Annotated in this window: 37 protein-coding genes and 1 pseudogene; 12 read left to right on the top strand and 26 right to left on the bottom strand. The window is 42.1% G+C overall.

The window, feature by feature from the left end; all coding sequences use genetic code 11:
• Window positions 1-6 precede the first annotated feature (6 nt).
• The 17 genes from ACTG7X_RS09865 to ACTG7X_RS09785 form a co-directional block, all read right to left on the bottom strand.
• The gene (locus ACTG7X_RS09865) at window positions 7-261 is read right to left on the bottom strand and encodes a hypothetical protein (RefSeq protein WP_439240900.1); all 255 of its coding nucleotides are present in this window, start codon (window positions 259-261) and stop codon (window positions 7-9) included.
• Window positions 245-397, bottom strand: coding sequence for a hypothetical protein (locus ACTG7X_RS09860; RefSeq protein WP_439240902.1), 153 nt, complete (start codon window positions 395-397; stop codon window positions 245-247). The genes ACTG7X_RS09865 and ACTG7X_RS09860 overlap by 17 nt, the downstream gene beginning before the upstream one ends.
• A complete protein-coding gene (locus tag ACTG7X_RS09855; RefSeq protein WP_439240905.1) occupies window positions 390-662 on the bottom strand; it encodes a DUF2681 domain-containing protein in 273 nt (90 codons plus the stop codon). The genes ACTG7X_RS09860 and ACTG7X_RS09855 overlap by 8 nt, the downstream gene beginning before the upstream one ends.
• A complete protein-coding gene (locus ACTG7X_RS09850; RefSeq protein WP_439258291.1) occupies window positions 659-901 on the bottom strand; it encodes a DUF2644 domain-containing protein in 243 nt (80 codons plus the stop codon). Before ACTG7X_RS09850 ends, ACTG7X_RS09855 begins: the two co-directional genes overlap by 4 nt.
• A 2-nt stretch (window positions 902-903) precedes the next feature.
• On the bottom strand, window positions 904-1,059 hold the full coding sequence (locus ACTG7X_RS09845) for a hypothetical protein (RefSeq protein WP_439258290.1): 156 nt from the start codon (window positions 1,057-1,059) through the stop codon (window positions 904-906).
• Entirely contained in the window at window positions 1,056-1,193 is a 138-nt protein-coding gene (locus ACTG7X_RS09840; protein WP_439258289.1) for a hypothetical protein, read from the bottom strand. Before ACTG7X_RS09840 ends, ACTG7X_RS09845 begins: the two co-directional genes overlap by 4 nt.
• A 3-nt stretch (window positions 1,194-1,196) precedes the next feature.
• Window positions 1,197-1,742 (bottom strand): N-acetylmuramoyl-L-alanine amidase, encoded by a 546-nt coding sequence (locus ACTG7X_RS09835; protein ID WP_439258288.1) that lies wholly within the window; start codon window positions 1,740-1,742, stop codon window positions 1,197-1,199.
• A gap of 166 nt (window positions 1,743-1,908) precedes the next feature.
• Entirely contained in the window at window positions 1,909-2,334 is a 426-nt protein-coding gene (locus ACTG7X_RS09830; protein ID WP_439258322.1) for a mor transcription activator family protein, read from the bottom strand.
• A 128-nt stretch (window positions 2,335-2,462) separates the two neighbouring features.
• Window positions 2,463-2,990 (bottom strand): hypothetical protein, encoded by a 528-nt coding sequence (locus tag ACTG7X_RS09825; RefSeq protein WP_439258287.1) that lies wholly within the window; start codon window positions 2,988-2,990, stop codon window positions 2,463-2,465.
• Window positions 2,991-3,138: 148 nt separating this feature from the next.
• On the bottom strand, window positions 3,139-3,576 hold the full coding sequence (locus tag ACTG7X_RS09820) for a gp16 family protein (RefSeq protein ID WP_439258286.1): 438 nt from the start codon (window positions 3,574-3,576) through the stop codon (window positions 3,139-3,141).
• A gap of 70 nt (window positions 3,577-3,646) precedes the next feature.
• Complete coding sequence (rdgC, locus tag ACTG7X_RS09815; RefSeq protein ID WP_439258285.1) at window positions 3,647-4,552, bottom strand: recombination-associated protein RdgC; 906 nt, start codon at window positions 4,550-4,552, stop codon at window positions 3,647-3,649.
• Window positions 4,539-4,940 carry an ANR family transcriptional regulator gene (locus ACTG7X_RS09810; protein ID WP_439258284.1) on the bottom strand — a complete coding sequence of 134 codons (402 nt, stop codon included), beginning with the start codon at window positions 4,938-4,940 and terminating at the stop codon, window positions 4,539-4,541. Before ACTG7X_RS09810 ends, rdgC begins: the two co-directional genes overlap by 14 nt.
• Before the next feature lie 253 nt (window positions 4,941-5,193).
• Window positions 5,194-5,715, bottom strand: coding sequence for a host-nuclease inhibitor Gam family protein (locus ACTG7X_RS09805; RefSeq protein WP_439258283.1), 522 nt, complete (start codon window positions 5,713-5,715; stop codon window positions 5,194-5,196).
• 19 nt (window positions 5,716-5,734) lie between these two features.
• Window positions 5,735-5,926 (bottom strand): hypothetical protein, encoded by a 192-nt coding sequence (locus tag ACTG7X_RS09800; RefSeq protein WP_439240927.1) that lies wholly within the window; start codon window positions 5,924-5,926, stop codon window positions 5,735-5,737.
• A gap of 11 nt (window positions 5,927-5,937) precedes the next feature.
• Complete coding sequence (locus tag ACTG7X_RS09795) at window positions 5,938-6,813, bottom strand: AAA family ATPase (RefSeq protein WP_439258282.1); 876 nt, start codon at window positions 6,811-6,813, stop codon at window positions 5,938-5,940.
• The gene (locus ACTG7X_RS09790) at window positions 6,814-8,796 is read right to left on the bottom strand and encodes a Mu transposase C-terminal domain-containing protein (RefSeq protein ID WP_439258281.1); all 1,983 of its coding nucleotides are present in this window, start codon (window positions 8,794-8,796) and stop codon (window positions 6,814-6,816) included. It abuts the gene before it with no gap.
• A 15-nt stretch (window positions 8,797-8,811) separates the two neighbouring features.
• Complete coding sequence (locus tag ACTG7X_RS09785; protein WP_439258280.1) at window positions 8,812-9,075, bottom strand: helix-turn-helix domain-containing protein; 264 nt, start codon at window positions 9,073-9,075, stop codon at window positions 8,812-8,814.
• A 197-nt stretch (window positions 9,076-9,272) separates the two neighbouring features.
• On the opposite strand from ACTG7X_RS09785, the gene ACTG7X_RS09780 reads away from it, so the two are divergent.
• Window positions 9,273-10,007 carry an XRE family transcriptional regulator gene (locus ACTG7X_RS09780; RefSeq protein ID WP_439258279.1) on the top strand — a complete coding sequence of 245 codons (735 nt, stop codon included), beginning with the start codon at window positions 9,273-9,275 and terminating at the stop codon, window positions 10,005-10,007.
• Between the two features lie 487 nt (window positions 10,008-10,494).
• Window positions 10,495-11,262 (top strand): uridine phosphorylase, encoded by a 768-nt coding sequence (gene udp, locus ACTG7X_RS09775; protein WP_439258278.1) that lies wholly within the window; start codon window positions 10,495-10,497, stop codon window positions 11,260-11,262.
• Window positions 11,263-11,425: 163 nt separating this feature from the next.
• Here the strand turns inward: udp and ACTG7X_RS09770 are convergent, their stop codons facing one another.
• Window positions 11,426-12,109: a glycosyltransferase family 25 protein gene (locus tag ACTG7X_RS09770; protein ID WP_439258277.1), complete on the bottom strand. Its 684-nt coding sequence runs from the start codon at window positions 12,107-12,109 to the stop codon at window positions 11,426-11,428.
• A gap of 187 nt (window positions 12,110-12,296) precedes the next feature.
• Between ACTG7X_RS09770 and ACTG7X_RS09765 the strand changes: the two genes are divergently transcribed.
• Window positions 12,297-12,530 carry an antitoxin gene (locus ACTG7X_RS09765; protein WP_439258276.1) on the top strand — a complete coding sequence of 78 codons (234 nt, stop codon included), beginning with the start codon at window positions 12,297-12,299 and terminating at the stop codon, window positions 12,528-12,530.
• Window positions 12,530-12,910: a type II toxin-antitoxin system VapC family toxin gene (locus ACTG7X_RS09760; protein WP_439258275.1), complete on the top strand. Its 381-nt coding sequence runs from the start codon at window positions 12,530-12,532 to the stop codon at window positions 12,908-12,910. Before ACTG7X_RS09765 ends, ACTG7X_RS09760 begins: the two co-directional genes overlap by 1 nt.
• A gap of 131 nt (window positions 12,911-13,041) precedes the next feature.
• Here ACTG7X_RS09760 and ACTG7X_RS09755 read toward each other — a convergent pair.
• Window positions 13,042-13,239 (bottom strand): annotated as a pseudogene (locus ACTG7X_RS09755) (IS256 family transposase); the annotation flags it as partial.
• 203 nt (window positions 13,240-13,442) lie between these two features.
• On the opposite strand from ACTG7X_RS09755, the gene ACTG7X_RS09750 reads away from it, so the two are divergent.
• The 8 genes from ACTG7X_RS09750 to rfaC all read left to right on the top strand — a co-directional run bounded on the left by ACTG7X_RS09750 (window position 13,443) and on the right by rfaC (window position 19,086).
• The gene (locus tag ACTG7X_RS09750; protein WP_439258274.1) at window positions 13,443-14,201 is read left to right on the top strand and encodes an amino acid ABC transporter substrate-binding protein; all 759 of its coding nucleotides are present in this window, start codon (window positions 13,443-13,445) and stop codon (window positions 14,199-14,201) included.
• A 78-nt stretch (window positions 14,202-14,279) separates the two neighbouring features.
• Window positions 14,280-14,948, top strand: coding sequence for an amino acid ABC transporter permease (locus ACTG7X_RS09745; protein WP_439240542.1), 669 nt, complete (start codon window positions 14,280-14,282; stop codon window positions 14,946-14,948).
• Between the two features lie 13 nt (window positions 14,949-14,961).
• Entirely contained in the window at window positions 14,962-16,098 is a 1,137-nt protein-coding gene (locus tag ACTG7X_RS09740) for a trans-sulfuration enzyme family protein (protein ID WP_439258273.1), read from the top strand.
• A 214-nt stretch (window positions 16,099-16,312) separates the two neighbouring features.
• Window positions 16,313-16,474 carry a hypothetical protein gene (locus tag ACTG7X_RS09735; RefSeq protein WP_439258272.1) on the top strand — a complete coding sequence of 54 codons (162 nt, stop codon included), beginning with the start codon at window positions 16,313-16,315 and terminating at the stop codon, window positions 16,472-16,474.
• Between the two features lie 10 nt (window positions 16,475-16,484).
• Window positions 16,485-16,652: a hypothetical protein gene (locus ACTG7X_RS09730; RefSeq protein WP_439258271.1), complete on the top strand. Its 168-nt coding sequence runs from the start codon at window positions 16,485-16,487 to the stop codon at window positions 16,650-16,652.
• Window positions 16,649-17,692 (top strand): lipopolysaccharide heptosyltransferase II, encoded by a 1,044-nt coding sequence (waaF, locus tag ACTG7X_RS09725; protein WP_439258270.1) that lies wholly within the window; start codon window positions 16,649-16,651, stop codon window positions 17,690-17,692. Before ACTG7X_RS09730 ends, waaF begins: the two co-directional genes overlap by 4 nt.
• A gap of 10 nt (window positions 17,693-17,702) precedes the next feature.
• Window positions 17,703-18,149, top strand: coding sequence for a nucleotidyltransferase substrate binding protein (locus ACTG7X_RS09720; protein WP_439258269.1), 447 nt, complete (start codon window positions 17,703-17,705; stop codon window positions 18,147-18,149).
• On the top strand, window positions 18,127-19,086 hold the full coding sequence (gene rfaC, locus ACTG7X_RS09715) for a lipopolysaccharide heptosyltransferase RfaC (protein WP_439258268.1): 960 nt from the start codon (window positions 18,127-18,129) through the stop codon (window positions 19,084-19,086). The genes ACTG7X_RS09720 and rfaC overlap by 23 nt, the downstream gene beginning before the upstream one ends.
• Window positions 19,087-19,137: 51 nt before the next feature.
• Here the strand turns inward: rfaC and ACTG7X_RS09710 are convergent, their stop codons facing one another.
• From ACTG7X_RS09710 to ACTG7X_RS09680, 7 genes are all read right to left on the bottom strand, one after another.
• Window positions 19,138-19,788 carry a hypothetical protein gene (locus ACTG7X_RS09710; protein ID WP_439258267.1) on the bottom strand — a complete coding sequence of 217 codons (651 nt, stop codon included), beginning with the start codon at window positions 19,786-19,788 and terminating at the stop codon, window positions 19,138-19,140.
• Window positions 19,745-20,938, bottom strand: coding sequence for an iron uptake transporter deferrochelatase/peroxidase subunit (efeB, locus tag ACTG7X_RS09705; protein WP_439258266.1), 1,194 nt, complete (start codon window positions 20,936-20,938; stop codon window positions 19,745-19,747). Before efeB ends, ACTG7X_RS09710 begins: the two co-directional genes overlap by 44 nt.
• A 14-nt stretch (window positions 20,939-20,952) precedes the next feature.
• Window positions 20,953-21,765 carry an iron uptake system protein EfeO gene (efeO, locus tag ACTG7X_RS09700; protein WP_439258265.1) on the bottom strand — a complete coding sequence of 271 codons (813 nt, stop codon included), beginning with the start codon at window positions 21,763-21,765 and terminating at the stop codon, window positions 20,953-20,955.
• Between the two features lie 97 nt (window positions 21,766-21,862).
• A complete protein-coding gene (murQ, locus tag ACTG7X_RS09695; protein WP_439258264.1) occupies window positions 21,863-22,774 on the bottom strand; it encodes an N-acetylmuramic acid 6-phosphate etherase in 912 nt (303 codons plus the stop codon).
• A gap of 1 nt (window position 22,775) precedes the next feature.
• Window positions 22,776-23,069 (bottom strand): type II toxin-antitoxin system RelE/ParE family toxin, encoded by a 294-nt coding sequence (locus ACTG7X_RS09690; protein ID WP_439258263.1) that lies wholly within the window; start codon window positions 23,067-23,069, stop codon window positions 22,776-22,778.
• On the bottom strand, window positions 23,062-23,253 hold the full coding sequence (locus tag ACTG7X_RS09685) for a hypothetical protein (RefSeq protein ID WP_439258262.1): 192 nt from the start codon (window positions 23,251-23,253) through the stop codon (window positions 23,062-23,064). The genes ACTG7X_RS09690 and ACTG7X_RS09685 overlap by 8 nt, the downstream gene beginning before the upstream one ends.
• Before the next feature lie 80 nt (window positions 23,254-23,333).
• Window positions 23,334-24,446: an anhydro-N-acetylmuramic acid kinase gene (locus tag ACTG7X_RS09680; protein ID WP_439258261.1), complete on the bottom strand. Its 1,113-nt coding sequence runs from the start codon at window positions 24,444-24,446 to the stop codon at window positions 23,334-23,336.
• Between the last annotated feature and the right edge of the window lie 142 nt (window positions 24,447-24,588).

Below are 24,588 nucleotides of genomic sequence, written 5' to 3'. Positions count from 1 at the left end.
CCCCTATTATTTGTCCACTTTCCGATCTAACTTCTCATCAATCGAATCCAATTTCTGCAAAATCCGATCTAATTGTGCCTCAAACCCATGACTGACTTGTTCCGCCAAATCCTTACGCTGATAATTGCTACGGATCCGCACAATATCCCCTTGCATGCTTTTTAAATCATTATCCAACCGCTTAAACCACAGCCCGATAAAAAACACCGCAATACTCACCAAGAAATTAAACACAATCGCCCCATTAATCTCCACTTCCATTGTCGCCTCCTTTCTGTTCAGAACCACAAATAGAGCGGTAATTACGATTATGTGCCAACACCTGTCGCAACGTTTCCGTGGTATCCTGTCGACTGGCTTTAATCAACCCGAACCCCGCACAGCTTGTATTAATCACGGAGATCGCCTTCGGCGTACAACTGCTCAATAACAGCATCACGCTCAAGATGACGAGTACTTTCTTCATTTTTCTGTTTCACCTGATAATGTTTAACCTGCGTTTCCACCACCGCTTTTTGCTGTTGTAGTGCCGCCTTTTCTTCTTCCAATGTCGCCGTCGTTTCCAGCAACCGCTCAACCTCTCGGCTTGCCATAAACCACTTAAACCACCCCACAGCGACCCCAATCAGCGCCAACACAATCCCAATCAAAATCAAATTCATTGTTCTTCTGTCCTCCGTCCTCTGTTATCTGTCCTCTGAAGTGCATTGGCAACGCCTTTCGTCGCTGCTGTCCCGACGCACGCAAATAAAAACGTACTAAACAACTCCGGCACATACGCCTTATCCATATACACCGAATAAAGCATCACCCCCACCGCTGCCACAAAACCGAAAAATTGGATAGTGGCCGTGGTAGATAATCGCCCGTCGGCATTCGTAATTAATTCTTTCATTGCCATAATTAATAACTTCCAACGGTTAAATAAAAAAGGGGTGCAGCAGTACGCCCACCATTCAATTTTTTATTGCGTTTAGCATTGTTGCTCAATTTTCCACAGCCCCCTGTAAAGTAGGTATAGCCTTTGTAAGCCGTAGTATTTTTTACTCGTTTTCTCATTTTGTTTTGTCCTTACGAAACCATGCTACATAACGGACTTTTAAAAAATGCCCGATAATTTCACCAATATCACTGCCTAGCTTAAAAAGAAAACCAATGAGTAAACACATATATACAACTTGAATAAATTCCATTTCTTACCCCTTAAACAAATGATCCACATTAATCACACTGCCACTGTCCAACCATTCCCACACATCAAAACAAGGACAAGCCTTAACCCATTCATTCGGACTAATCGTCCCGTCCCCATTTAAGTCCGGCGACAAATCACGGTGTCCATAAATTTTGGCATTCGGAAAACGTTGTTCTAACCCACAAATCAGCTCATACAACGCATACCATTGCGCTGCCGTATATTCCCCATGGTTTTTGCCGTCTGCGGTAATCCCACCCACTAAACAAATCCCCACACTATTTAGGTTATGCCCTTTCACATGCGCCCCTGTTTCGCCTACCTTGCGCCCAGTGGCAACCGTGCCGTCAACGTCAATCACATAATGATAGCCAATCGCCCCCAACTGCGGATTAAACCCTTGACGATTGCTTTCAAGTCGCTTAAAGCCTCGCTGTTTATGCCACCCATCAATCACCTGCGCAGATGACAACCCCTTGCGGGCTAATGTTTTCCCATTTCGGGTAGCCGAACAATGCACCACAATTTTTTCAATAGTTACGCCCATAAAAAAAGCCCTTAAATAACCAATATTCAAGGACTATTTTTATCTATTTTAATCACTTCACCGAGATGACCGCATTCAGCAGACAACCCACCTCAAAAACAAATCTCCCTATCTCATTCCCTCTCCCTCTGGGAGAGGGCTAGGGTGAGGGTAAAACTCACTTCATCTAAGCAAACAACCCCAACTGCGACCCATCCGCCACAGATTTCGTCACAATATCCCACCCCAATCTATCCGAAATCCCAAACTGCGGACACAAACACAACATCGCCTGCCGACCACTTTTCCCCTCTGCTTGGGTTAAATAATCAAACTCCGCCTTAAACTGCCCATTCCGCAACGCACGCAACGCCACTTCACAGCGGGGAATATACACATGCTCCGCCCGAAAATACTCCCGCATTTTCACCGCACTTTCACGCCCAATCAGTTCAACTAACTGCGGAAAATACACCGCCCCATCCGAAAACCGAAACGACACCCCACCAAATGCCCGAATGACTTTCTCTGTCTGAGCAAACCCAATCAAATCCACCATTTCCAACACCACATCAGGCAACAACTCCGCCACATCACGCAACCCCCTCGCCATAACGCCTCCTGTTAAAACCCCATTAAAAATCAGTTTCTCCGCTAAATTAGACCACAACATTTGCAAAACTTTAGATATTTCAGGCAAAAAAAAGACCGCAGGTGCGGTCTTTTTTTTAAAAATGAAGATTAATGACAATTTTGCTTTAATAGTTCCATCGTTTTTTTGTAACCTTCTTCATTCGCAGCATCTAAATAAAATTTCTTTGCAACATCTAATGAAAGACAGGCTTCTGACATTTCCCCATATTTTTTTGCCATTTCAAATGCTTTAATTTTTTCTTCTGCAAGTTGATTTGAAAGGTTAGTCGTATTTTTAGCAACTAGTGATTCATCTATAATGAGAGACATATTTTCAATTTTAACTAAAAAATCATTTGACATAGGTGAAATAGAGTATGACGTAGCAAATTTATATTCTTGTGTTTCTAAAACAGCGGAACAGTAACGAGTATTATTTTTTGAGTCTAAGTATTGTTCTCTTACAGAAGAAACTTTTTCAAGGGTTTCAGTATATCCTCTATCTTTCCAGATAGGATCTAACATTCGTTTAAGTACATCATCTACTTTATCGCAGTTTGGTGGAGTAGATGAAAACCAATTAGCGTAACTAAAACCTGAAAAAAGAATACAAATTACACATACAATTTTTTTCATTTTGACTGCCTCAATAATGTAAGAATTGCCACAAATCTACCACAAAAAAGCCCACTTTTTCAAGTAGGCTCATCAAATATATCCTAAAACAGCCCCAGCGGGGCGACACCATGCCTAACCTAGGGTGCAAACCCTAGGTCATTTCCCCCTAGCCAAATCCCTGTTCCCTAACACCTGCCCCCTGTTTCCTGTACTCATACACCGCCAACATCTGCACCACCTTATGCAACTGCCACGGTTCCAACCAATGCACAAAATCAACATTAAATGCTTTTTTTGCCATACTGTCCGCATACTGCACAGGCAACCCAAGATTGGCCAAAAGTGCGGTAATTTTGGCTAAATATTTTTGCTTATCCGCCCTTGGAATTGCCCGTTTCTGCCCCTTAAACTTCGTCGTGGTTGGCTTAAAGCCCTTTTGTTTCATCATCCCAAACACCGCCTCAAGCTCCGCCAATCCAAGCAATTTACAGCTATCCTTGCCCGTCATCTGCACCAACAACGCCCGATAGCTCACCTCGTCCATGCCCAGTTGTTGCTTGCCAATATGGATCAACTGAATCAGCTTTGCTTTGGTATATTGCATTCGCTTTTCTCCTATCTAAAACCTATTATTCAGCCCACTGCCACAACGTACAATGGGCTGTAAATAACTTTTAAGCAAAGGTTTCGAGTTTAGTATCTTGCGTAAAGGCTAATAATGTATGCTTTTCAATCCGATTTAATACATCAAATTGATTTTGGATAAAACCATAAAAAAAGCCTGTCCGCCCTGTGCCTTGTCGGTCTAATTTGTTAGCGGTTTTCGCCATGCCTGTCCAACGCATGGAACGGATCTTCAACTGTCTATCCAATTTAAATTTCACTTCATCTAAGCAATTCATTTTCAAGGATTGTACTTCATAACCGTCTTGCAAGGCTTTTTCCTTGCCACTTGGTTGATCCACATGTTTGCAGGTGAGATAGGCTTTTTCATCCGCATTTTCACGCACCAGCGTTGCTTCAAAATCAAATTCAACGCCTTTAAATAACGGCGTGCCGTGGTTTAAATAGTCTTCAAATTTTTTGTTTAAACCTAATTTTTCATCAGATACAATCACGCTTTTCACACCGGCTAAACCAAATAGCTCAATTAATTGAATTAATGCCTTTTTAGCCCGCTTTGAACGGTTGTTCATTATCAATAATTGGGTTTCAGTGTTGTAGAAAACGTTGTAGATTTCGGATACCGCAGGCAGTGTTCGCATCAATTCAGCATACGCCAGTTGTTGCAGTTCATCTTCCGCTAGACCTTCGGGATTATCTTGCATCATGGCATAAGTTTTGCTGGTCAGCATGGTGGCGGTAATCGGTTTGTATTCCGCCCGAAGGGAGAAAAACAAGCCATTCTCGCCTAATTTATGCACCTTTTCCCCTGTGATAGGGTTGCGGATCAGTTCAAGTTTTTCATCATTCACCGTATCAAAGGTGGCGTTTTCTAAAGTTTCCACCAGTTTGTTGGTTGGAAAGGCGAGACTATAAATACTCACGCTGGTCATTTTAATAAAATCACTGTTTTTCATTGTGTTCTCCTGTTGAACATGCTTGGTTAATTACTGGCGTCAACCGCCAAATGATATTCTTCAACTCTTGACTTGCGCTTTTTAGAAAAAGGCGAGATTCTTTTTTATCACCCTGTTCATAAAAATATTTTGCCATTTCAAGTTGGCAATACACATCTTCAAGATCGCAGTTAAATCCGTTCATCATCCCCCCCCTAAACGGCTTTTTCATCATACGATCACAAAACTCAATCCGATCTTTCGCCCAGTAATAATTGCGTCCTGTAGCATAAAGTTTCGCCCTTTGCCACGCCCTCGCAGCGGCTGCATAATCGCCCTTGCGTTCGGCCTCCACGGCTGCCTCGCTCCACTCTAAATAGACCGCTTTTTTCTCACTCACACTTGCCATAATTTCTCCTTGTTGTGTTAGATAAAATCGTTTATAAATGCCACTTCAAACCGCATTAAAATGGCATTGAAAACGGCTTTAATTTAAAAATAACGGGCTATCAGCCAACCCAACCACGCCATAAAAGCCAAATAGGCAAAGGGTAAATACTCTGTCATTGTCTGTTCTCCCATTGGTCTGCCAAATACCATAACCATGCAAAACACAACACCGTACAAATCACCAGAGAAGTTTCACCAAACATAACGCCTCCTTACTTCACATCTTGCTCAAACGGCTTAATCACAAATTCTTCCACACCTGATTTAATCGAAATTCCATTGACCGTTTTCGCTTTCTCAGGATCAAGCAAAATCGCATCCTTATTGATTTCCTCTTTGGTGCGGATAAATTCCAACATCCCCAAGGTTTTCAAGTTCTCCACCACCTGATCCGCCTTGGTAATTCGCACGCTCGGCGGATTAGTACGCCACTGCACCTCGCCCGTATTGAAGTAGCCCGTTTTCTGCTTACCGTTAAGGGTCAATTCATCACGGTGACTCTCACACCACGCCTGAATCGCCTGTTGTTGGTCGCCAATCTCCCCTTTTAATGCTTGCAACGGCTCCGCATAACGCTCCGTAATCACCGCAATTTCATCATTCTGAGCGGTCGTCAAGCGTTGCAACTCACGCTGTTTATCGCCTAACTGCTTAATCGCAATCTCCACTTCTTCTCTCGACTGCACACGCACCGCCTGCGTAGGTGCTTTAATTCGACTTGCTGTTTTTGCCATAATGATTTTCTCCTATTGTTTAACCTAATTTTTCTTTCTCTAACTTCACAACCACTAACTGTTGCCCCTTATCTTTCCTATGATGTGCCGGTGTCGACATATGTAATACCGTATTCACCTTCACCCCCAGAAACCTTGCCAATTCCTCCGCCGTCCCGTCCGCCAAATTTTCATCCCCCCGATAAAGAGCATAAATTTGCCGACCTTTCATCTGCCACCTCCTTACTTAATCAACATATTGGCGTAACTCTGAATCAAGCGTTCATCAATCTCCCGACCGTGCATTTCCGCCACCCGAATCACCCCACGCATCAACTTATTTAACCGTCTCGCATTGCCCTGACTGGCTTTAAATAGGGCAGTGTTAAAATCCTGTCTGCCTAGCCCTTTTTCCGCCAACAAACCAATATCTTCCTCACTTAAGCTATTGCCCAAATCACAAGCAATCCCCACCCGACTATACAACTGATCCAGTTCGCCATATTTCCCTTTCAAGTTAATAATCAACCGTGGCATACCCGCCAACACCACGCCACAGCCAGTCAAATCATGAATGCGACGGATATATTCCAGACTTTTCGTACTCAACAATTCCGCCTCGTCCACAATCAACAACCGACCTGCCACCAAACGGCCACAAATCCGCTCAAACAAATCATGATTCAAGCCAATCTCACTTAACCCCAACTGCTGACACAGATTTTTTAACAACACTTTCGGGCTACAACTTGGCTCCACCTCAATTAACAAGGTTTCAGGGTTCATCTCCACATAACGCTTTAATGCCTTGGTTTTGCCTAACCCTGCCGCACCGGTAATCACCGAAATTTCCCCCTCAATATGCGCAATCGCCACCGCATCTAAACACCGCTCCGCTGCATAAGTATTCACAAACTCCCCATTAAAACGGCGTTCCACCACCTTGTCCCGATGACGACCAATCAAACGCCCCACCGCCTCGTCCACTTCCTCGGTTTTGCCCTTATAAGTGCCTTTCAGATACTGATTCACCACCGCCACCGATTTACCAATCGCATTCGCTACCTGAATCTGTGTCATGCCGTTTTCTTGCATATATTGCTGTAATTGTGCTTTCATCTAACCCACCTTTTTCTGTTGATAACGTTTCATCTCACTTGGTAACATCGGAATGTCTTCCATATCCTCCCAAGCCTGTGGCATAGCATTGACCCGAATACCATGCAACAACACCGCCCCCTCGCTTTCCTTAACCTCAATCGCCGGCATCATCTCCGCCCGAATTTCATCAACCTGTTCTTCTTTCAACTTCAACCGACGTCTGCCCCGTTCTTCCCTCGCTTTCTCCACAAACGCTTTCGGGAACGCATCACGCTTATTACCATTCCACACCGCCTCGCACAAAAACCGCCCGTCAAGACCTCGCACAATCACATTCTCCGCACAGTGAATATCAAACGCCACCTGCACTTCTTCACCATCCACCAAAATCAAATCACGGTGAAAATAATAATTATTAAACACCCTCACCCAGCCACGTTCTGCAGTGCGAATCACATGCGGACGGAATAAATCCCGTGCCTCCGCCTTGGAAACCATCAACACACATTTCTCATCCAACAACTGCGCATACTTCTTCGCAGGGGTCGTGCCAATTTCCCGATGCACATGCTCCTCGTTATACCAACGCACCCCCTCAGCCACCGCATCAATAAACTGATGCCAACTAGGCAACTTGCCCTTCGCCCACTGCTGTTTATCCGTAAGCTCCGTCCGCCCTTGCCGAATCGCCTTATCCAACGACACCACCGCCGTACTTGTTTTCCGCACCGTCTCCCGATCCGCACCCAAACCATGATAAGTCTCAAACTGCCGAGCAATCCGTAGCAACAACGTCTTATTCAACCGCTCAATAATCCCACGCCCTTGCGGATTGCCCGGAATCCCTGTCTGATGATTAATCCCCAATCGTGGCAAAATCCCCGTAATATCGCCATCTAACATCCAGTTCTTCTCACCGCCGCCATTGTCTGAATAATAAATCGCCGGTAACCCATACTGCTCAACCCCCGAGCGAATCGCATCCGCCACCGCCAAACAGTTCTCCGCCAAACTCACCGACCAGCCCACAATAAACCGACTCGCCGCATCCATCACCAAAGTGACTTCAGGAATAAACGGACGACCATGCTCAGGGTGTGCCACTTTCATCTTCATAGAGTGACCATCACCCACCCACACATCATTGGCTCGCAAACCCGACCAATCTCTTTTTACATACGTTTTCATCGCTCTTAACTCCGCACCTGTTTTTCTACCTACTTCACGCACGATCGCAGGCAACTTCGCCAACCCACGTCGCACCGTACTCAAACTTGGCAACATAGCCAACCGCAACGGCTGATCCCAAAATGCCTCATGCCACCGTTGCGCAAATTCATCATAAGCCTCCGCCACACAAACCCCATTGGTCTGCCGATACACCGCCAAAAACTCCGGCAACCAACCCAACATATCAGGCGACGTCGCCTGCCGTTGCAACGGCACCAACGCCATCAACCGCTCTTCAGGCGTTTCCGCTTTCACATACCGCAACACCCAATCATGCAACGTCCTCGGACTCAACACCCGACCGCTCCCATTACCATTTTTCGCATTAGCCACCTGCACCAACCCCATAAAACGCCCCGAAATCGCACCGCACTTTGCCTGCTCACAAAAATAATGAATGGCTTTCTGACGTGACATAGACTGCTCCAATTCCAACACCGCCACCACCAACGCCATCCGAGCATCCGCCACCGCCCGCTGTTGTGCCGTCAAGCTCGCCAAATCCACCTCACGCACCCGCACCACAGGCAACCGAGGCTTATCCGCCACCACCGCCCGCACAAACCGCTCCCGAATCGCCATTTGTACCGATTCAGGGAGAGAATCAAGGGCGTATTCAACCCCACCGCCACGAGCATTACGTTTTTGTGTTTTCCAGCCTTGTTTTTTCGCTTGGTAAATAATTCCTTGCACAGAACTAGGCAAAAGGGATAAACTAAAACCTAATAATTCTTTCGCTGAATAATGTGTTTTTAACTTGTTTTCACCCATAACAAACTCTTTACGCTATCTTTCAGCGAATTTTTTATGATGACGTTGAGCGAAACGCCCTGCCCAAATTATTTCCGCAGGGATACCAATTGCCTCGGCAATAATTCGCTCACCTTTGATCCACGGTCTATCCAACGCATTTTTTAGCGTGCTAGCTTGACTATAACCGTGTTGTAATGAGAGTTGTCTAAGAGACCACCCTCGTTTATGTAAAGCAGCAATAATGTCGGCTCGATGCCAATCCATTGCTGTTTTTTTAGTGTCATTTAATGTACTCATTGGATAACCTCATTGACTTAACAAGTGAGATAATAAACCTTTTTAAAATCTATTACAACTTTAAAAATACTCTTTTAAAGTTGTTTGGTTATAAAATAAACACTACAATTATAACTATAATGTTTAAAATATTGATTTAAATAGTTATTATTGTAACTTTTAAAAGTTTTAAAATTTATGGAGATTTTTTTAAAGTTATGAAGATTAAGTTTAAAAATGATACTCAGCTTGGAACTCGTATTAGAAAACAAAGAGAATTGTTAAAAAAAACAAGAAATGAATTAGCGGACACACTAGGGGTTTCACTTTCTACATTACAGTTGTGGGAAACAAACGAAAGAGAACCGCAAGCATCAATGATTATCACCATAGCCGATCAGCTAGGGGTAACCCCAAATTATTTATTAACAGGCGAGAAAACCTCAATTAATCAACAAGCACTAGGCTTTACCCCAAGCACAGAGCAAGAGCAGCCCAACGAAACGGAAAAAAACGTAAATTTCCAACAAGAAGATGAAACCTATGATGATATTGTGGATTATAGAGATGTGCGAATTTCCGCAGGCTTCGGCTACGAAAATGACGAACCAACCGAATTAAACACAATTAAAGTAGAGCGTGCATGGTTTCTCCGCAACCGCTTAAATGCCAAGAATTGTGCCATGTTCAAAGTCAGCGGCGACAGCATGTACCCAACCCTAGACGACAACGAAGAAATCATAGTGGACTGCTCCAAAAAAGACCTCACCGAAGGCAAAATCTTTATAATAAACCACTCCGGCACCATGTGGGTAAAACGCATTAAAAGAAACTTTGACAGCATAGAACTTATTAGCGACAACAACTTCTACGACCCAATAAAACTCAACGAAGAAGAATCCAACCAACTCAACATCATAGGCCAAGTCGTCCGTGGCTACCGAGATTTTTAGCCAAAGAAAGGCAAATAAAAAACAACAAAAAAAGGGGAAGTCCAAAACTTCCCCCACAACAAACGAAAACCAATTTTAAAAACCAACCCCTAATTCTAAAAACTTAAACGCCAACTTTAAAAACTTAAACGCCAACTTTAAAAACTTAAACGCCAATTTTAAAAACTTAAACGCCAATTTTAAAAAATTTAAACCCATTTTAAAAAACATTTAAAACCCGCTCATTCTTGCCCAAACCTATGCAAATAATTATGCAATTTCCGCCCATTTTCCACCATTCCCCACCATTTTCATTATTTGCATAACTCTCCCCCAAACACCCCACAACCCAAACAAAATCAACCACCTACACCAAAAAACCAAAAACTCCCCACTATGCAAATATTGTCAGTACCCCACACATGCTGTTATTCGTATTGATTTATTGTAATAAAGATACCATCATGCGGTAAAAAATGAATAATCACATAATAAAAAGGAGAATAATATGTCAGAAGTCTTTCATTTAGGCTTAACGAAAGCCATGTTAAAAGGGGCAAAAGTGGCGATTGTGCCGGGTGATCCTGCTCGTAGTGAGCGTATTGCGAAATTGATGGATAATCCTGAGTTTTTGGTTTCTACCCGAGAATTTACTTCTTGGTTGGGCTATGTCGGTGGACAACCTATTGTGGTTTGTTCCACTGGCATTGGTGGTCCGTCGGTGTCGATTTGTGTGGAAGAATTGGCTCAATTAGGCGTACGTACTTTTTTACGTATTGGCACCACAGGGGCAATTCAGCCACATATTAATGTGGGGGATTTACTGATTACCACAGGGGCGGTTCGTTTAGATGGTGCCAGTGGCCATTTTGCACCGTTGGAATATCCTGCGGTAGCCAATTTTGATTGTACCAATGCTCTTTTTGCCGCAGCGAAAAATCAAGGGGTGCAACCTTATGTGGGGATTACGGCATCGTCTGATACATTCTATCCTGGGCAAGAACGTTATGACACTTTTTCGGGTAAAATCTACCGTCATTTTCGTGGTTCACTAGAACAATGGCAGGAACTCAATGTGATGAATTTTGAAATGGAATCTGCTACATTGTTCACTATGTGTAGTGCGTTGGGGCTACGTGCAGGCATGATTGCTGGCGTGATTGTGAATCGTACCCAACAAGAAATTCCGAATGAAACGACGATTCATAGCACGGAACAAAAAGCTGTTGCAGTCGGGGTGGAGGCTGCAGGCAAATTGGCATTGGATTATGTGTAACGCATTGAGTTTATGAGAAATGTTGAAAGTGCGGTGCTTTTCACCGCACTTTTTAGTGAAAGTAACGGATATATTTATCCGGAAAAATCCACTCAATGAATTTTTTTGAGTTTAGCGTGAGTATTACGTTGTTTCGTGCCTAAAGGTAATTCATTCTAGTTTTTTAATTGTATCTATCTTCAAGTTGATCAATTTCCGATTCTGCAACCTCTCTAAAAATACAAGATGGTTCAACACCATAAGCATTCAGTTTGTTTAATTGTAATAATCCAGTTAGATAATCTGATGGCATTCTGATAGGGTAAGCATTATTTAATAATTTTTTTGCTCCATTGAGAGTAAGCCAGTATGCGTCTGTTGCAGTAATACAACGTCTAGACGTTTTAAATAGAGGAGTGCGATAATGTACTAATTTATAACTACCCACTAGTTTACGCTTACAAGGCCAATATCTTGTTTTACCATGATCTAAAAAGATGATTTCTCGTCTTGCGGGTATTTTTTTCAACACATCTGAAATAATCCTTTTAAAATCGTGATGAATGATAATATCATCTTCAAAAATAATAGCTTGTTCAATCTGTTGCTTAACCATATATTCATAAAACTTAATATGGCTCATTGCACAACCGATTTCACCAATGGTCAGCGGTTTTTTCGCTCGATACTTTTTAGGGTAAAATTCATAATCAACTTGTGCAAGTTGCTCTTCATTGAGGTCTTTACCATAAACCGCATCAACAAATTGAAAAGGAATATTTAAAGCATTAAAACGCCGTGTAATGACTTCTCGGCGAGGTGAGTGTTTAAGGCTGATGATGAAAATTGGGGGAATGGTTGGATTCATATATTACCTCAAAGTAATGTTTATTTAGTAATGGTTTGTATTATAGTCTAACCCTAAGCTGTTCTCAATAAAATCTCTAAGCGTAATTTTGCCCTCCAAACAAAGGTTAATGACTTGCAATCTCGTCACAATTCGCTTATATTTGTAATTATATTTTGTTATTACAAGAAAAAAGTAAGGAAACGGTATGCCGACCATTCATACTAAACCATTCACGGCGGGGAATAGTCAAGCCATTCGATTACCGAAAGATTTTGCTTATCCCGATAATACGCCATTAATTTTAAGCAAAAACAACGGGGTAATTACGATCCAACCTATGGAAAATTTATCTTCCGTACCTGATATCTTTGCTCAAATTGGTAAACAAATAGGGGAATTTGAGCGTATAGATTTAGATGATAAAGAGCGGAGTTGGTAATGAAATATTTATTGGATACCAATATTTGTATTTATCTGCTTAAACATCAACCCCCCTCCGTCATTGACAAATTCTCTCGTTGTCAAATCGGAGATGTGGGGGTCAGTAGCATTACTTGGGCGGAATTATTGCGAGGATGTGGTGTATACCAACCTAAGTCTGCGTTTGATAAATTACGTTCTTTAGTACCCGTAGTGAATTTTGACGAAAATGCCGCAGTGTGTTTTGCTCAACTTATGAAAGATTATCCACATAAACCCAACTTTGATACTTTAATTGCCGCCCACGCCAAAAGCCTTGACCTTATTCTAGTGAGTAATAATACACAAGACTTTGAACGTTTTCATATTCAATTAGAAAATTGGGTTGCTCTGAATTAGGGCAGATACTATGATGCCTGATGATTTACAAAAAAATGAGATAACAGATTTACTATCTAGTGTTCACCAATCTAACTTAGCTAATAGTGAAAAAGGGCCTATCCCACATTTTGTGTAAACACCAATTTCACTTAAAGGTGATCATTTAAACGATCACCAAATTCTAGCACAAAATGGTTCAATGTTGCTCGCCAATTTCGGATTGGCATTGACCATTTTTTAGATGCACTTTTAATCGCAAGCCAGGCTATTTTAATCACGGATTCGTCTGTCGGGAAGACATTTCGTTTTTTAATCACTCGCCGAATCACGCTATTGTTGAGTTCAATATCCCCCTCATCGGTGAGCAAGGTTTTTTAAATAAATATTGCCCAAAATAAGGGGAACGCAGTATCCTCTTTTTTGGGGCGCTTATTCCTTTTTGAAATATCAAGTAACGTTAAAGTCTAACAAAGCATTAAAATTTGATTGCGAAGCGCAACACCTTTTTTTACTATTAAATCACTTTATTATTTCAACTTAAGGAACCATTATGAAACTTTCAATCAAAACACTTTTCACTACCGCTGCATTCGCCCTATTAGCCACATCTGTGAACGCCAAAACCTTAAAAGACGGTGTGTTAACCGTGGGAACCGAGGGCACCTATTCCCCGTTTTCATTTTATAACGATAAGAATGAACTCACTGGCTTTGATGTAGAAATCGCTCAAGCGGTGGCGGAAAAGTTAGGTCTTAAAATTGATTATGTGACTGCCCCATGGGATGCCATGTTGGCGGCATTTGATGCGGGTAAATCTGATGTGGTGTTCAACCAAGTGACCATTACAGATTCCCGCAAGCCAAAATACAATTTCAGTACGCCGTACACCGTCACCCATGCGGTGATTATTGCTCATAAAGATAATACCGACATTCATTCTTTTGCGGACTTGAAAGGCAAGAAAAATGCAAGTTCAGCCACCAGTAACTGGGGTGAATTGGCCAAATCGCACGGAGCAGAATTAGTGACCGTGGACGGCTTTAGTAAAGGTGCAGAGTTGGTTATCAACAAACGTGCCGACACCGTTTTGCAAGATGATGTGATTTTATATGATTACTTAAAACAACGTCCAAATTCACCGTTAAAAATTGCCTTTACCAGTGAAGAAAGTAATCAACAAGCCGCCTTGTTGCAAAAAGACAACACCGAATTGTTAGACCAAATCAACAAAGCCCTTGCGGAATTAAAAGCGGAGGGAAAATTAAAAGCCATTTCCGAAAAATATTTTGGTAAAGATATTACCGAATAACTATCCCTCCCCAAAAATCGCCACTAAACTGCGGTGATTTTTGGGGTATTTTTTTAACATTTCCCCAACAGATTAAATATGGAAGAATTTTCTCGCATTTACGAGCTTTGTTTAACATCAATTCCCATTATGGCGGACGCCATGGTGAAAGTGACCATTCCACTGAGCATTATTTCCTTTGCTATCGGGTTAGTGATTGCCTTATTTACCGCCCTGATTCAAGTCGCCAAAGTGAACGTTTTCACCCAATTATGCCAATTTTATATTTGGATTTTCCGTGGCACGCCGTTGTTAGTGCAACTGTTTATTGTATATTTTGGCTTGCCGATCATTGGTATTAGCTTAGATGTGTGGGCGGCAGCGATTATTACTTTTAGCCTCAATATTGGCGCATTTGCCAGTGAAACCGTGCGTGCCGCTATTCTTTCCGTATCAAAAGGACAATGGGAATCCGCCACGTCTCTCGGTTTATCTTATCCGCAAATTGTGAGCTACGTGGTGTTACCGCAAGCTGTACGCATTGCCTTGCCGTCCCTTTCTAACACCTTTATTAGCACGGTAAAAGAAACCTCCTTAGTGGCCTCTATCACCATGGTGGACATGTTTATGGCCGCGCAACGTATCGCCGCTCGGGTGTTTGACCCGTTGACGCTGTATGTGTTGGCGGCGTTGATGTATTTATTGGTTTGCACCCTATTAACCTATGGGCAAGCCCGATTAGAAAAATATTCATCCCGATTTGTTTAAAGGTAGGAAAAACATGAAATTTGACACCCTGATTGTGAAAGGCATTGAGGCCAAACATAACCCCCATAAAGCCATTATTCCGCCGATTTTTCTCGCTACTACCTTTGTGCAAGACGGTATTGATGAATGGCAGGATTTTGCCTATTCTCGCAGTCATAATCCGACTCGAGATAATTTTGAAGACTTGTTTGCTCGTGTGGAGGGTGCAAAACAGGCCTTTGCGTTTGCGTCTGGCATGGCGGCAACGAGTAGCGTTTTTAGTCTGTTAAAACAAGGAGATAAGGTTCTACTAAACAATAATGTGTATGGTGGCACTTATCGTTATGTACATGGCATTTTCGCCAATCAAGGCATTGAATACGAATTGGTGGACGATTTAAATGTGATTGATGAGATTGATGATAATGTCAAAATGATCTTTATTGAAACACCATCGAATCCGTTGTTAAGAGTGACCGACATTGAACGCATTGCCAATATTGCTCATCAAAAAGGGGCGTTAGTGGTGGTGGATAACACGTTCCTCACGCCTTATTATCAACGAGTCTTGTCATTGGGCGCAGATATTGTCGTTTACAGCGCCACCAAATATATTGGCGGACATGCGGATGTGATCGCAGGTGTGGTGGCGACGAATCATGAGAAATTGGCTGAACGTATTCAATTTATGAAAAATACCCTCGGCGCAACACTTAGCCCCATGGACGCTTATGCGTTGATCAAGGGCTTAAAAACCCTCAGTGTGCGCCTTGATCGTCAAGCGGAAAACACCCAAAAAATCATTACTTTTTTAACTCAACATTCGGGCGTGAAAGCCGTGCATTATGCGGGATCTTATAGCGATCACGAGCGAGCCATACAACAAAAACAAGCGAGCGGTATTGGTGCCGTGATTTCCTTAGCCTTACAGGACGGTTACGACAGCAAAATCTTCGCCAAAAGCCTTGAATTGTTTGATTTGGCCGTCAGTCTTGGTGGCGTAGAAAGCCTAATTTGCCACCCCGCCAGTATGACCCACGAATCTTATTCCGCAGAATTACAGGATAAAATTGGTATCACACAAGGTTTATTGCGGCTAGCAATTGGGATTGAAAATGTGGAAGATTTAATTGCGGATCTTGAACAGGCATTAAGCAAAGCTAAGGTTTAACAACATTTCCCTAAAAAATACCGCACTTTTACGAGAAAAGTGCGGTAAAATTTCGAATATTCCATGGTTTTACTTACCGCTAATTAATTTGCCATTCAATTCCAAAAACACTTCAAATGATAAAAATTAACAGAAAAACAAAAGCTAACTTGCTTAGATAGATAAGTTTTGTTAGTCTTTCACTATGTTGAAAAAATATAGTGATGACAAGAAAATGGCGGTAACAACATTACTCGTCAATATCAAAACATCAGATTTAATGTTGTTTGAAGGGCTTTTAAAGAAATTCGACGCCACGTACGAAATTATTTCAACATCTGAAAACCAAGAAATGGATGAAATGCCTGAGTATACCATTCAAGGCATTGAACAATAGGAACAGAAATATGACAACTATTTCCTTTGAAATTGATGTAGATAACTATGAAGTTATCCGTATAATCAATATCATCAAAGCCTTTTTGGATGTGGATATTTTAGATAGTTTGAAAATCACACAAAATGGTATTTTATATACTGAAACTGAATTCAAGAATGAAATCTTAAAACTATGAATATCCTAATCATTGCCCCCTCGTGGGTTGGCGATATGATGATGTCGCACAGTCTGTACCAAACATTAAAACAGCAATATCCCGATTGTCAGCTTGATGTGCTGGCACCGAATTGGTGTAAGCCGTTGTTGGCTCGTATGCCTGAGGTGCGTCATGCGTTGACCATGCCGATTGGACATGGTGCGGTTTCCTTGGGGGAACGTTATAAAATTGGTAAAGCCTTGCGTAATCAATATGATATGGCGATTGTGTTGCCTAACTCGTTGAAATCCACCTTTATTCCTTTGTTCGCTAAAATCCCTGTTCGCCGTGGTTGGAAAGGGGAAAGCCGTTATTTCTTTTTGAATGATTTACGATCTAATAAAAACGACTATCCCATGATGGTGCAGCGTTATGTGGCGTTAGGGTATGAAAAAGGGAAAATCCCAACGGCTCAAGATTTGCCAATTCCTACGCCGTATTTAACCGTTGACGAAAGTGCGGTGCAAAAAACAAAAGAAATATTTACCGCACAATTTGATTTGGCAGAAAATCGCCCTGCCATAGGTTTTTGCCCTGGGGCAGAATTTGGACCCGCCAAACGTTGGCCGCATTATCATTATGCCAAATTAGCGGAAAAGCTGATTGAGCGGGGGTATAGTATTCGCCTGTTTGGTTCCAACAAAGATGTGGACGTCGGCGAACAAATTCGTTTAAGTTTGCCTGAATCGTTGCAACGCTATTGTGTTAATTTGGCTGGGCAAACGGAACTTAATCAAGCGGTGGATTTGATTGCGGATTGTACGGCCATGGTGGCCAATGACAGTGGTTTAATGCACATTGCAGCAGCGGTCGGTCGTCCGTTGGTGGCGGTTTATGGACCAACGAGCCCACAATATACACCGCCATTGTCTGATAAAGCGGTGATTATTCGCTTGATTGAGGGCGGTTTAATAAAAATCCGTAAAGGAGCAGACAGTAGCGAGGGGTATCACCAAAGTTTAATGGATATTACGCCTGAAATGGTGATGGAAAAATTAACCCAATTATTGGCAAATTAAGGGGGCGTAAATGACGAATACATTAGATCTTTCCAGTTTACAAAAAGCCCTTTCTGCTTTGCAATCGGCCAATGACATTGTGTCCAATAAACAATGGTTTGAACAACAGGAAATGTCTGTGCAAAATACGTTGATTGCAGGCTTAATTCAAAATTTTGAGTTTGTTTATGAGTTGAGTATTAAAATGCTGAAACGGCAGTTGGAACAAGACGCACTCAGTCCTGATGAAATTGACCAAAGTAATTTCCGTGATCTGTTGCGCTTGGCGGGTGAAAAAGGGCTGATTGATAATGTAGAAAATTGGTTTGAGTATCGCAAAATGCGAAATATTACTTCGCATACTTATGACGAAGATAAGGCCCATCAAGTCTGCGATTCAGTGAATGATTTTTTGGCAAGTAGTCAGGCGTTATTAAATCAATTAGAGCAGCGAAATGGCGAGAATTTGCATTATTAAAACCTCCTCCCTTGGTGATGTATTACATTGCTTGCCTGCACTCACCGACGCACAACATGCGTTAGGTGATGTGCAATTTGATTGGGTGGTGGAGGAAAATTTTGCGGAAATTCCGGCTTGGCATTCGGCAGTCAATCAGGTGATTCCTATCGCTATTCGCCGTTGGCGGAGAAATTTGTGGGATAAACAAACCTATCAGCAATGGCAATCTTATAAAAATCAATTACAAAGCACGCAATATGATGTTGTAATTGACGCACAAGGGTTAATAAAAAGTGCGTTGTTTGCAACCCGTTTGGCACAGGGTGAAAAATTCGGTTATGACCGAAAATCGATTCGTGAACCTTTGGCGAGTTGTTTTTATCGGCATAAATTTTCCATTCCTTATCAACAACATGCGGTGGAGCGAATTCGTCAATTATTCGCACAATCCTTAGGTTATCACTTGCCCAACAGCAAAGGGGATTACGGCATAGCTCGGCATTTCCAACAGCAATCGTCAGCAACGCCTTATATGATGTTTATTCATGCCACAACCAGATCCGATAAGCATTGGGTAGATAGCGAATGGAAAAAATTAGCGGAAAAAATCACCGCACGTTATCCCAATATAGAGATTCGTTTACCTTGGGGGAATGAGAAAGAAAAACAGCGAGCGGAGTGGATTGCGCAAGGCTTACCCAATGTGCTTGTGTTACCCAAATCCAGTTTAACTGAATTAGCCCATCAACTTGCCAATGCCAAAGCGGTGGTGTCCGTGGACACAGGGTTGGCGCATTTAACAGCGGCGTTGGATGTGCCGAATGTGACCTTATATGGCGCAACGGATCCTAAACTCATTGGTTGTTATGGTAAAAATCAGCATTATTTACATAAAGATGATATGACTAAAATTGGTACAGAAGATGTGCTTGAACAGCTGGAAATGATTATGTAGGCAGAAAAAAGTGCGGTATTTTTACCGCACTTTTTCTCTTGATTAAATCAATTAGTTAGATTTATTGTTAACAAAATCATCCACCGTGTTTTTTAACACTGCTAACTGTTGCTGCATTTGTTCATAATTGGCCGGATTGGCTTGCATAGCACTACGGAATAAAGACATCGCCGTTTCCATTTTGCCGTAATGGCTTAAACTGGCGCCACGCATGGATAATTCATTCGCTCCCCAAGTGGCACCAAAACGGTGAAATTTTGCTTGAATGTCATCTATGTTTTTACTCGCTAGCACTTGTTCTAAATCTTGCAACGTTGGCACCACTTGCTCGGCAAATTTTTGACGATTTTTATCGTGATTCACGGGGTTTTGTTCTTTCTCAAACGCATACAGATCTTTAGAAATTTGTTCTACATTGGCTAACGTTGGGGTAGCAATAGCGGTTTCGAGTGCTTTGCTTGTTTGTATGCCTGCCTCAGAATCATGGTTTGGAATCGCATTAAACTCTTGTTGTAAGGCTTGTAAATACTGTTTTGTTTGCTGTGTATTTTCTTTTTTAACGGCAGACAAAGCGTCCGATAAATGCACAAATAACGCCCCCAATTCCACTTTGGCATAAACCGAAGTGGAGAAACATAAGCCTAATAATAAACTCAATTTAAAGGGATTCAAAAAGGGCTTTGCCCAAGTAGTCATTTTCATCTTTTACTCCTGCGAAACAAGCGAACAGTCCACTGCCGATATGGGTAATGTACTCGTTCATTTTATCAATATTGCCGAAATGATTTTGTATGGTAATAAATTGTTGTGGATCTTTTTGGAATGACACAAATAATAAACCTGCGTCAAATTGCCCTGTGCGTGGATCAATGCCACTGGCATAGGAAAAAGAACGGCGTAATAATTTTAACCCCGTTTTATGGGCAATATGCGTATGCGAATCTTCAGGCACGAGCGGTTGTCCATCTTGACCTTTTTTGTCTAAATCCACTGGGTCAAATTCTTTTTTCTGTCCGTAGGCAGCGCCTGAATCACGATGGCGACCAAAGGTATTTTGTTGTTCGCTTAAACTGGTACGATCCCAAGTTTCTAAGAACATCTGGATTTTACGCACCACGAGGAATGAACCACCTTTCAGCCAGTTATTTTTGTCGTACCACACGGTTTTGTCTAATTCTTCTCCTTGTGGATTACCGGTGCCATCACGGAAACCGAACAGATTGCGTGGCGTGTCGGTCCCCTCGAAGGAATTAAACCCTGATTGGCTCCAACGCATGGTGACTTCAGAACGAGCCACACGAACCAAATTGCGCACTGCATGAAAAGCTACTTGTGGATCGTCCGCACAAGCCTGAATACAAATATCGCCCCCGACAAATTGATCTTTGAGTTGATCACGTGGAAAATGCGGTAAATCCACTAATTCTGCGGGTTTGGCTTTTTCAATACCTAATTTAGTAAAGAAACTTGGGCTGACGCCGAACGTTAGGGTTAAATTATAAGGATTTAAGCTATCCGCCTCACCGGTATCTACCGCAGGCACATAGCCATTTTCGCTATATATCTGGACATTTTTTCCTTGTGTTAATTGTTGGCTGTATGCTGTCCAAGTTTTAAACATCTGTTTAATTTCATCAAGATTTTGACTATGCAAATCCAGCACAATAAAGTAAATATGATGTTGTGCAGGAGAAGTGATGCCTTGTTGGTGTGTGTTGAAAAATGGATAGATATTTTTAATGGTGATTTTTTGGCGTGGTTCTAAAGAATAAGCGGTGCTAGCCATGAGGCCAGCACCGATAATAACACTACTCTTTAGGAAGTCACGCCGAGCATTATTTGTATGACTCATAGTGACTCCACGGATTATTTACCTAAAATGACACCTAATTGAGCCAATGGTTCACCCAATTTATTCACAGCCTCAGCCAAGGCTTTGGTGTCTTTTTCGGTTAAGCTATTGTATGGAACATATTCATAACCTGAGCTAGATTTATTATAAGTTTGCAATAAATCATTCACTTCTTTGAAATGTTTTTCAATTTTAGCACTTAATGCTTTGTCTTTTTTCAACAATTCAGGTTTGAATAGTTCATAGATTTTTTCAGCCCCTTCAATATTGGCTTTAAAATCATACAAGTCAGTTTTGGAGAAAATATCTTCTTCACCGGTCACTTTGCTAGTGGAAACTTCATTTAACAAATCCACCGCACCTGTAATCATTAACTCAGGGGTGACTTCTGCGGTTGGGATTTTAGCACGTAACTCTTTTACATCTTTGAGTAACTGATCGGCGGTTTCTTCGGTGCCTTTAGTGGTATTTTGTTCCCATAAGACTTTTTCAATTTTGTGGAAACCTGACCAATCTTTTTCGGTTTTGCCTTCTTCGGTTAAATCTGCCAAACGAGCATCAATACGTGGATCTAAGTCCCCAAAACTTTCTGCAATGGGTTCAGAACGTTCATAATACATACGAGCTTGTGGGTAAATCGCTTTGGCTTTTTCTACGTCGCCCGATTTTAATGCTCCAACAAAAGATTCGGTTTGGGTCACCAATTCATCAATTTGTGCCACCACAAAATCTTTGTAGTCTTTGGTTTCTTTAGATAAATCCGCTGCCATAGCCGGTGCAGAAAGTAATAAACCAGAAATAACGGCAGCAATGAGTTTTAAACGCATATAAATCTCCTTAATTTGAAGTGAGGATAACATGAAAAATCGCCTTTATCTTAGATCAAATAAAAATAATTCTCAATAGTCTATTGATATATTTTTATTACGGCAACGCCTCTCTTAATCGCCCGTTATACTCCGCCAACAAGGCTTTGGCTTGTTGAATATCAAGCTGTGACAAGATCATCATAATCGCCAACTTGGTATCATTTTCTGCTAATTTTAAGGCTTTAGTTGCCTTATATTCATCACAATCCGTGGCTTGCATCACAATACGAATCGCCCGAGCTTTAAGTTTTTCATTGCTAGCTTGCACGTCAACCATCAGGTTTTGATAACATTTTCCGAGTAAAATCATGCTTGCTGTGGTGAGCATATTCAAAACTAGCTTTTGTGCGGTACCCGATTTCATTCGGCTAGATCCAGTTAAGATTTCGGCGCCAACCACGGTTTCAATGGCTATATCGGCAATTTGTGCCATTTTGGAATTTGGATTACTAGCAATAGCCACCGTGGTGGCTCCAAGTTCTTTCGCATAGTGCAATGCCCCGATCACATAAGGCGTACGCCCACTCGCTGCAATGCCAACCAATACATCTTTTTGTGAAAAATTAATTTGTTGCAGATCAATTCTGCCTTGCTCCAAATTATCTTCCGCTCCTTCAATCGGATGACGCAAAGCACGTTCCCCACCGGCAATCAACCCCACCACCATGTCAGGGGAAACACCAAAGGTCGGTGGACATTCCGACGCATCCAACACACCTAATCGTCCACTGGTGCCAGCCCCGATATAGACCAATCGGCCACCAGTTTGAAAGGCTTGTACGATTTTTTCGACGGCTAACGCAATCTGTGGCAAGCATTGTTCAATGGCTTGCGGCACGGCTTTATCTTGCTGATTTATCAAGCGCACGATTTCCAAGGCGGTCATTTGATCTATATTGGTCGAGTCAGGATTTCGTTGCTCCGTGAGCATTTGCCCGAGGGCGTTGAGTAGATTTTTTTCTGTCATATTAGTAAGTGTGTGGTTGGGGGTATAATCGGCGAGAATGAATAACGGTAAGAATTTCTACTCGATCATCAACTTCTTGATAGATAATACGATAATGGCGACAAAAGATGATTCTTGTACCATCAGGTTGTAATTTTCCCATTTTAGGTGCTATGCCTAACAGCCTAAAGGTACGCCGAAATTCATCATATAATTTCTGTGGCGTAGAAGCAAATAGCGTATATTGATAAATACTTTCTAAAATATCATCAATGTCTTTATTGGCTTCTTTAGAAATAATCACATCTTTAGGCATAATTTAACTCTTCAGCTAATTCTTCATCCAATAACGCCAACTCTAAGGCTTTGCGTTCAATGGTACGTTGCCAATGAGCTTCCGCTTCTTCTAACGTATAAAATCGTCCATTTGCAATATCTTCACGCCCTAAGCGGACTTTCTCTGCTAAAAATTCATCATAGCCTTGTTCTTTGGTAATCATATTTCCCCCTTCTGTGGATGTGATAATCCTAGCACTTTTGATTTATATGGACAATCAAAAAATGGCTTGGAATAAGGAGCTTATCTCGGAAAAATTGCCCCAAGACTGACCGCACTTTTTGCTCCAGTGACGGCAGGCAAATTACTCGGTAAATTATGGATGCGTTGATAAGCCAACCATGCAAAGGCAGCCGCTTCCATATAATCTATGTCAAACCCGAGATGATTGGTCGTGGTCACCCACCAAGTTGACAATAAATCCGTTAAGCGTTGCATAATCAACGGATTTTTCGCCCCACCACCACATACCAATAATTGGTTGGGGAAATTGTCTTTGGCTAATTTATTCAGCTCATTTGCCACTGCTTGCACGGTAAATTCTAGCAAGGTGCGTTGCACATCTTGTGGTAAAAGTGCGGTGTGTTTTTGTAATTTTTTTTCTAACCAAACTAAATTAAACAGCTCTCGCCCAGTGCTTTTCGGTGGGGCTTGTTGAAAAAACGGTTCATCTAATAAATCCGCTAATAAAGACTGGTTAACCTGTCCACTGGACGCCCATTCGCCATTTTTGTCATAACGCTTGCCAAGGTGCTTTTCAATCCAACAATCTAACAATGTATTGCCTGCTCCCACGTCATAACCAATGGTTTCGGCACTGGGGGCTAACACAGAAATATTGCTGATTCCCCCGATATTCAAAATGACCCTAAATGTGTTAGGAGCACTTAGCATGGCTTGATGAAAGGCCGGCACAAGTGGTGCCCCTTGTCCCCCAACGGCCATATCTTTACGGCGAAAATCTGCTATCGTGGTAATGCCAGTTTGAGTGGCAACAAGATTCATATCGCCTATTTGCATCGTGAAAGGATAATCTGAATTAGGGGAATGCCACACGGTTTGACCATGACCACCAATGGCGATAATTTCATCTGATTTTAACCGCACTTTCAGCAAGAATTGATTCACTGAATCGGCATAAAGTTTGCCTAATAGATGATCCAGTTCGCCAAATTCCTGTAAGGTCGTTTGCCCCGATTGCACCAGTGCGGTGATTTTTTGCCGAATTTTTTCAGGCATGGACACAAAATCGCAAGCGACGGTTTTTGGTGGAGATTGCCCAAAATCCATTAACGCCAAATCCACGCCATCAAGGCTCGTGCCTGACATAATGCCGATGTAGTATTGAGGTTGCATTATTTATTCTCATTTTGTAGGGGCGTATTGTATACGCCCTATTGCTCGATCTTTTTTGGGCGTATGCAATACGCCCCTTGTATACAAAAAACAAAGTATAATAGGCACCGAAACCCAATAAGTTATCCACAGCTTGAACGCC

This window comes from Lonepinella sp. BR2271, assembly GCF_051851515.1.
GTDB lineage: Bacteria > Pseudomonadota > Gammaproteobacteria > Enterobacterales > Pasteurellaceae > Lonepinella.
This window is presented reverse-complemented; position numbering and strand designations above follow the sequence as displayed.

Coding starts and splice junctions, on each gene's coding strand:
- ACTG7X_RS09840 (WP_439258289.1), bottom strand. CDS start 1,193: ATGGAATTTATTCAAGTTGTATATATGTGTTTACTCATTGGTTTTCTT.
- udp (WP_439258278.1), top strand. CDS start 10,495: ATGTCAGAAGTCTTTCATTTAGGCTTAACGAAAGCCATGTTAAAAGGG.
- ACTG7X_RS09820 (WP_439258286.1), bottom strand. CDS start 3,576: ATGCAATATACCAAAGCAAAGCTGATTCAGTTGATCCATATTGGCAAG.
- ACTG7X_RS09740 (WP_439258273.1), top strand. CDS start 14,962: ATGAAATTTGACACCCTGATTGTGAAAGGCATTGAGGCCAAACATAAC.
- ACTG7X_RS09765 (WP_439258276.1), top strand. CDS start 12,297: ATGCCGACCATTCATACTAAACCATTCACGGCGGGGAATAGTCAAGCC.
- ACTG7X_RS09785 (WP_439258280.1), bottom strand. CDS start 9,075: ATGAGTACATTAAATGACACTAAAAAAACAGCAATGGATTGGCATCGA.
- ACTG7X_RS09800 (WP_439240927.1), bottom strand. CDS start 5,926: ATGAAAGGTCGGCAAATTTATGCTCTTTATCGGGGGGATGAAAATTTG.
- ACTG7X_RS09835 (WP_439258288.1), bottom strand. CDS start 1,742: ATGGGCGTAACTATTGAAAAAATTGTGGTGCATTGTTCGGCTACCCGA.
- ACTG7X_RS09845 (WP_439258290.1), bottom strand. CDS start 1,059: ATGAGAAAACGAGTAAAAAATACTACGGCTTACAAAGGCTATACCTAC.
- ACTG7X_RS09745 (WP_439240542.1), top strand. CDS start 14,280: ATGGAAGAATTTTCTCGCATTTACGAGCTTTGTTTAACATCAATTCCC.
- ACTG7X_RS09855 (WP_439240905.1), bottom strand. CDS start 662: ATGAATTTGATTTTGATTGGGATTGTGTTGGCGCTGATTGGGGTCGCT.
- ACTG7X_RS09770 (WP_439258277.1), bottom strand. CDS start 12,109: ATGAATCCAACCATTCCCCCAATTTTCATCATCAGCCTTAAACACTCA.
- ACTG7X_RS09710 (WP_439258267.1), bottom strand. CDS start 19,788: ATGAAAATGACTACTTGGGCAAAGCCCTTTTTGAATCCCTTTAAATTG.
- rfaC (WP_439258268.1), top strand. CDS start 18,127: ATGGCGAGAATTTGCATTATTAAAACCTCCTCCCTTGGTGATGTATTA.
- ACTG7X_RS09830 (WP_439258322.1), bottom strand. CDS start 2,334: ATGGCGAGGGGGTTGCGTGATGTGGCGGAGTTGTTGCCTGATGTGGTG.
- efeB (WP_439258266.1), bottom strand. CDS start 20,938: ATGAGTCATACAAATAATGCTCGGCGTGACTTCCTAAAGAGTAGTGTT.
- ACTG7X_RS09735 (WP_439258272.1), top strand. CDS start 16,313: ATGGCGGTAACAACATTACTCGTCAATATCAAAACATCAGATTTAATG.
- ACTG7X_RS09825 (WP_439258287.1), bottom strand. CDS start 2,990: ATGAAAAAAATTGTATGTGTAATTTGTATTCTTTTTTCAGGTTTTAGT.
- ACTG7X_RS09750 (WP_439258274.1), top strand. CDS start 13,443: ATGAAACTTTCAATCAAAACACTTTTCACTACCGCTGCATTCGCCCTA.
- ACTG7X_RS09730 (WP_439258271.1), top strand. CDS start 16,485: ATGACAACTATTTCCTTTGAAATTGATGTAGATAACTATGAAGTTATC.
- ACTG7X_RS09810 (WP_439258284.1), bottom strand. CDS start 4,940: ATGGCAAGTGTGAGTGAGAAAAAAGCGGTCTATTTAGAGTGGAGCGAG.
- ACTG7X_RS09780 (WP_439258279.1), top strand. CDS start 9,273: ATGAAGATTAAGTTTAAAAATGATACTCAGCTTGGAACTCGTATTAGA.
- ACTG7X_RS09795 (WP_439258282.1), bottom strand. CDS start 6,813: ATGAAAGCACAATTACAGCAATATATGCAAGAAAACGGCATGACACAG.
- ACTG7X_RS09850 (WP_439258291.1), bottom strand. CDS start 901: ATGGCAATGAAAGAATTAATTACGAATGCCGACGGGCGATTATCTACC.
- ACTG7X_RS09760 (WP_439258275.1), top strand. CDS start 12,530: ATGAAATATTTATTGGATACCAATATTTGTATTTATCTGCTTAAACAT.
- ACTG7X_RS09805 (WP_439258283.1), bottom strand. CDS start 5,715: ATGGCAAAAACAGCAAGTCGAATTAAAGCACCTACGCAGGCGGTGCGT.
- ACTG7X_RS09685 (WP_439258262.1), bottom strand. CDS start 23,253: ATGATTACCAAAGAACAAGGCTATGATGAATTTTTAGCAGAGAAAGTC.
- ACTG7X_RS09720 (WP_439258269.1), top strand. CDS start 17,703: ATGACGAATACATTAGATCTTTCCAGTTTACAAAAAGCCCTTTCTGCT.
- waaF (WP_439258270.1), top strand. CDS start 16,649: ATGAATATCCTAATCATTGCCCCCTCGTGGGTTGGCGATATGATGATG.
- rdgC (WP_439258285.1), bottom strand. CDS start 4,552: ATGAAAAACAGTGATTTTATTAAAATGACCAGCGTGAGTATTTATAGT.
- ACTG7X_RS09790 (WP_439258281.1), bottom strand. CDS start 8,796: ATGGGTGAAAACAAGTTAAAAACACATTATTCAGCGAAAGAATTATTA.
- efeO (WP_439258265.1), bottom strand. CDS start 21,765: ATGCGTTTAAAACTCATTGCTGCCGTTATTTCTGGTTTATTACTTTCT.
- ACTG7X_RS09680 (WP_439258261.1), bottom strand. CDS start 24,446: ATGCAACCTCAATACTACATCGGCATTATGTCAGGCACGAGCCTTGAT.
- ACTG7X_RS09690 (WP_439258263.1), bottom strand. CDS start 23,069: ATGCCTAAAGATGTGATTATTTCTAAAGAAGCCAATAAAGACATTGAT.
- murQ (WP_439258264.1), bottom strand. CDS start 22,774: ATGACAGAAAAAAATCTACTCAACGCCCTCGGGCAAATGCTCACGGAG.
- ACTG7X_RS09865 (WP_439240900.1), bottom strand. CDS start 261: ATGGAAGTGGAGATTAATGGGGCGATTGTGTTTAATTTCTTGGTGAGT.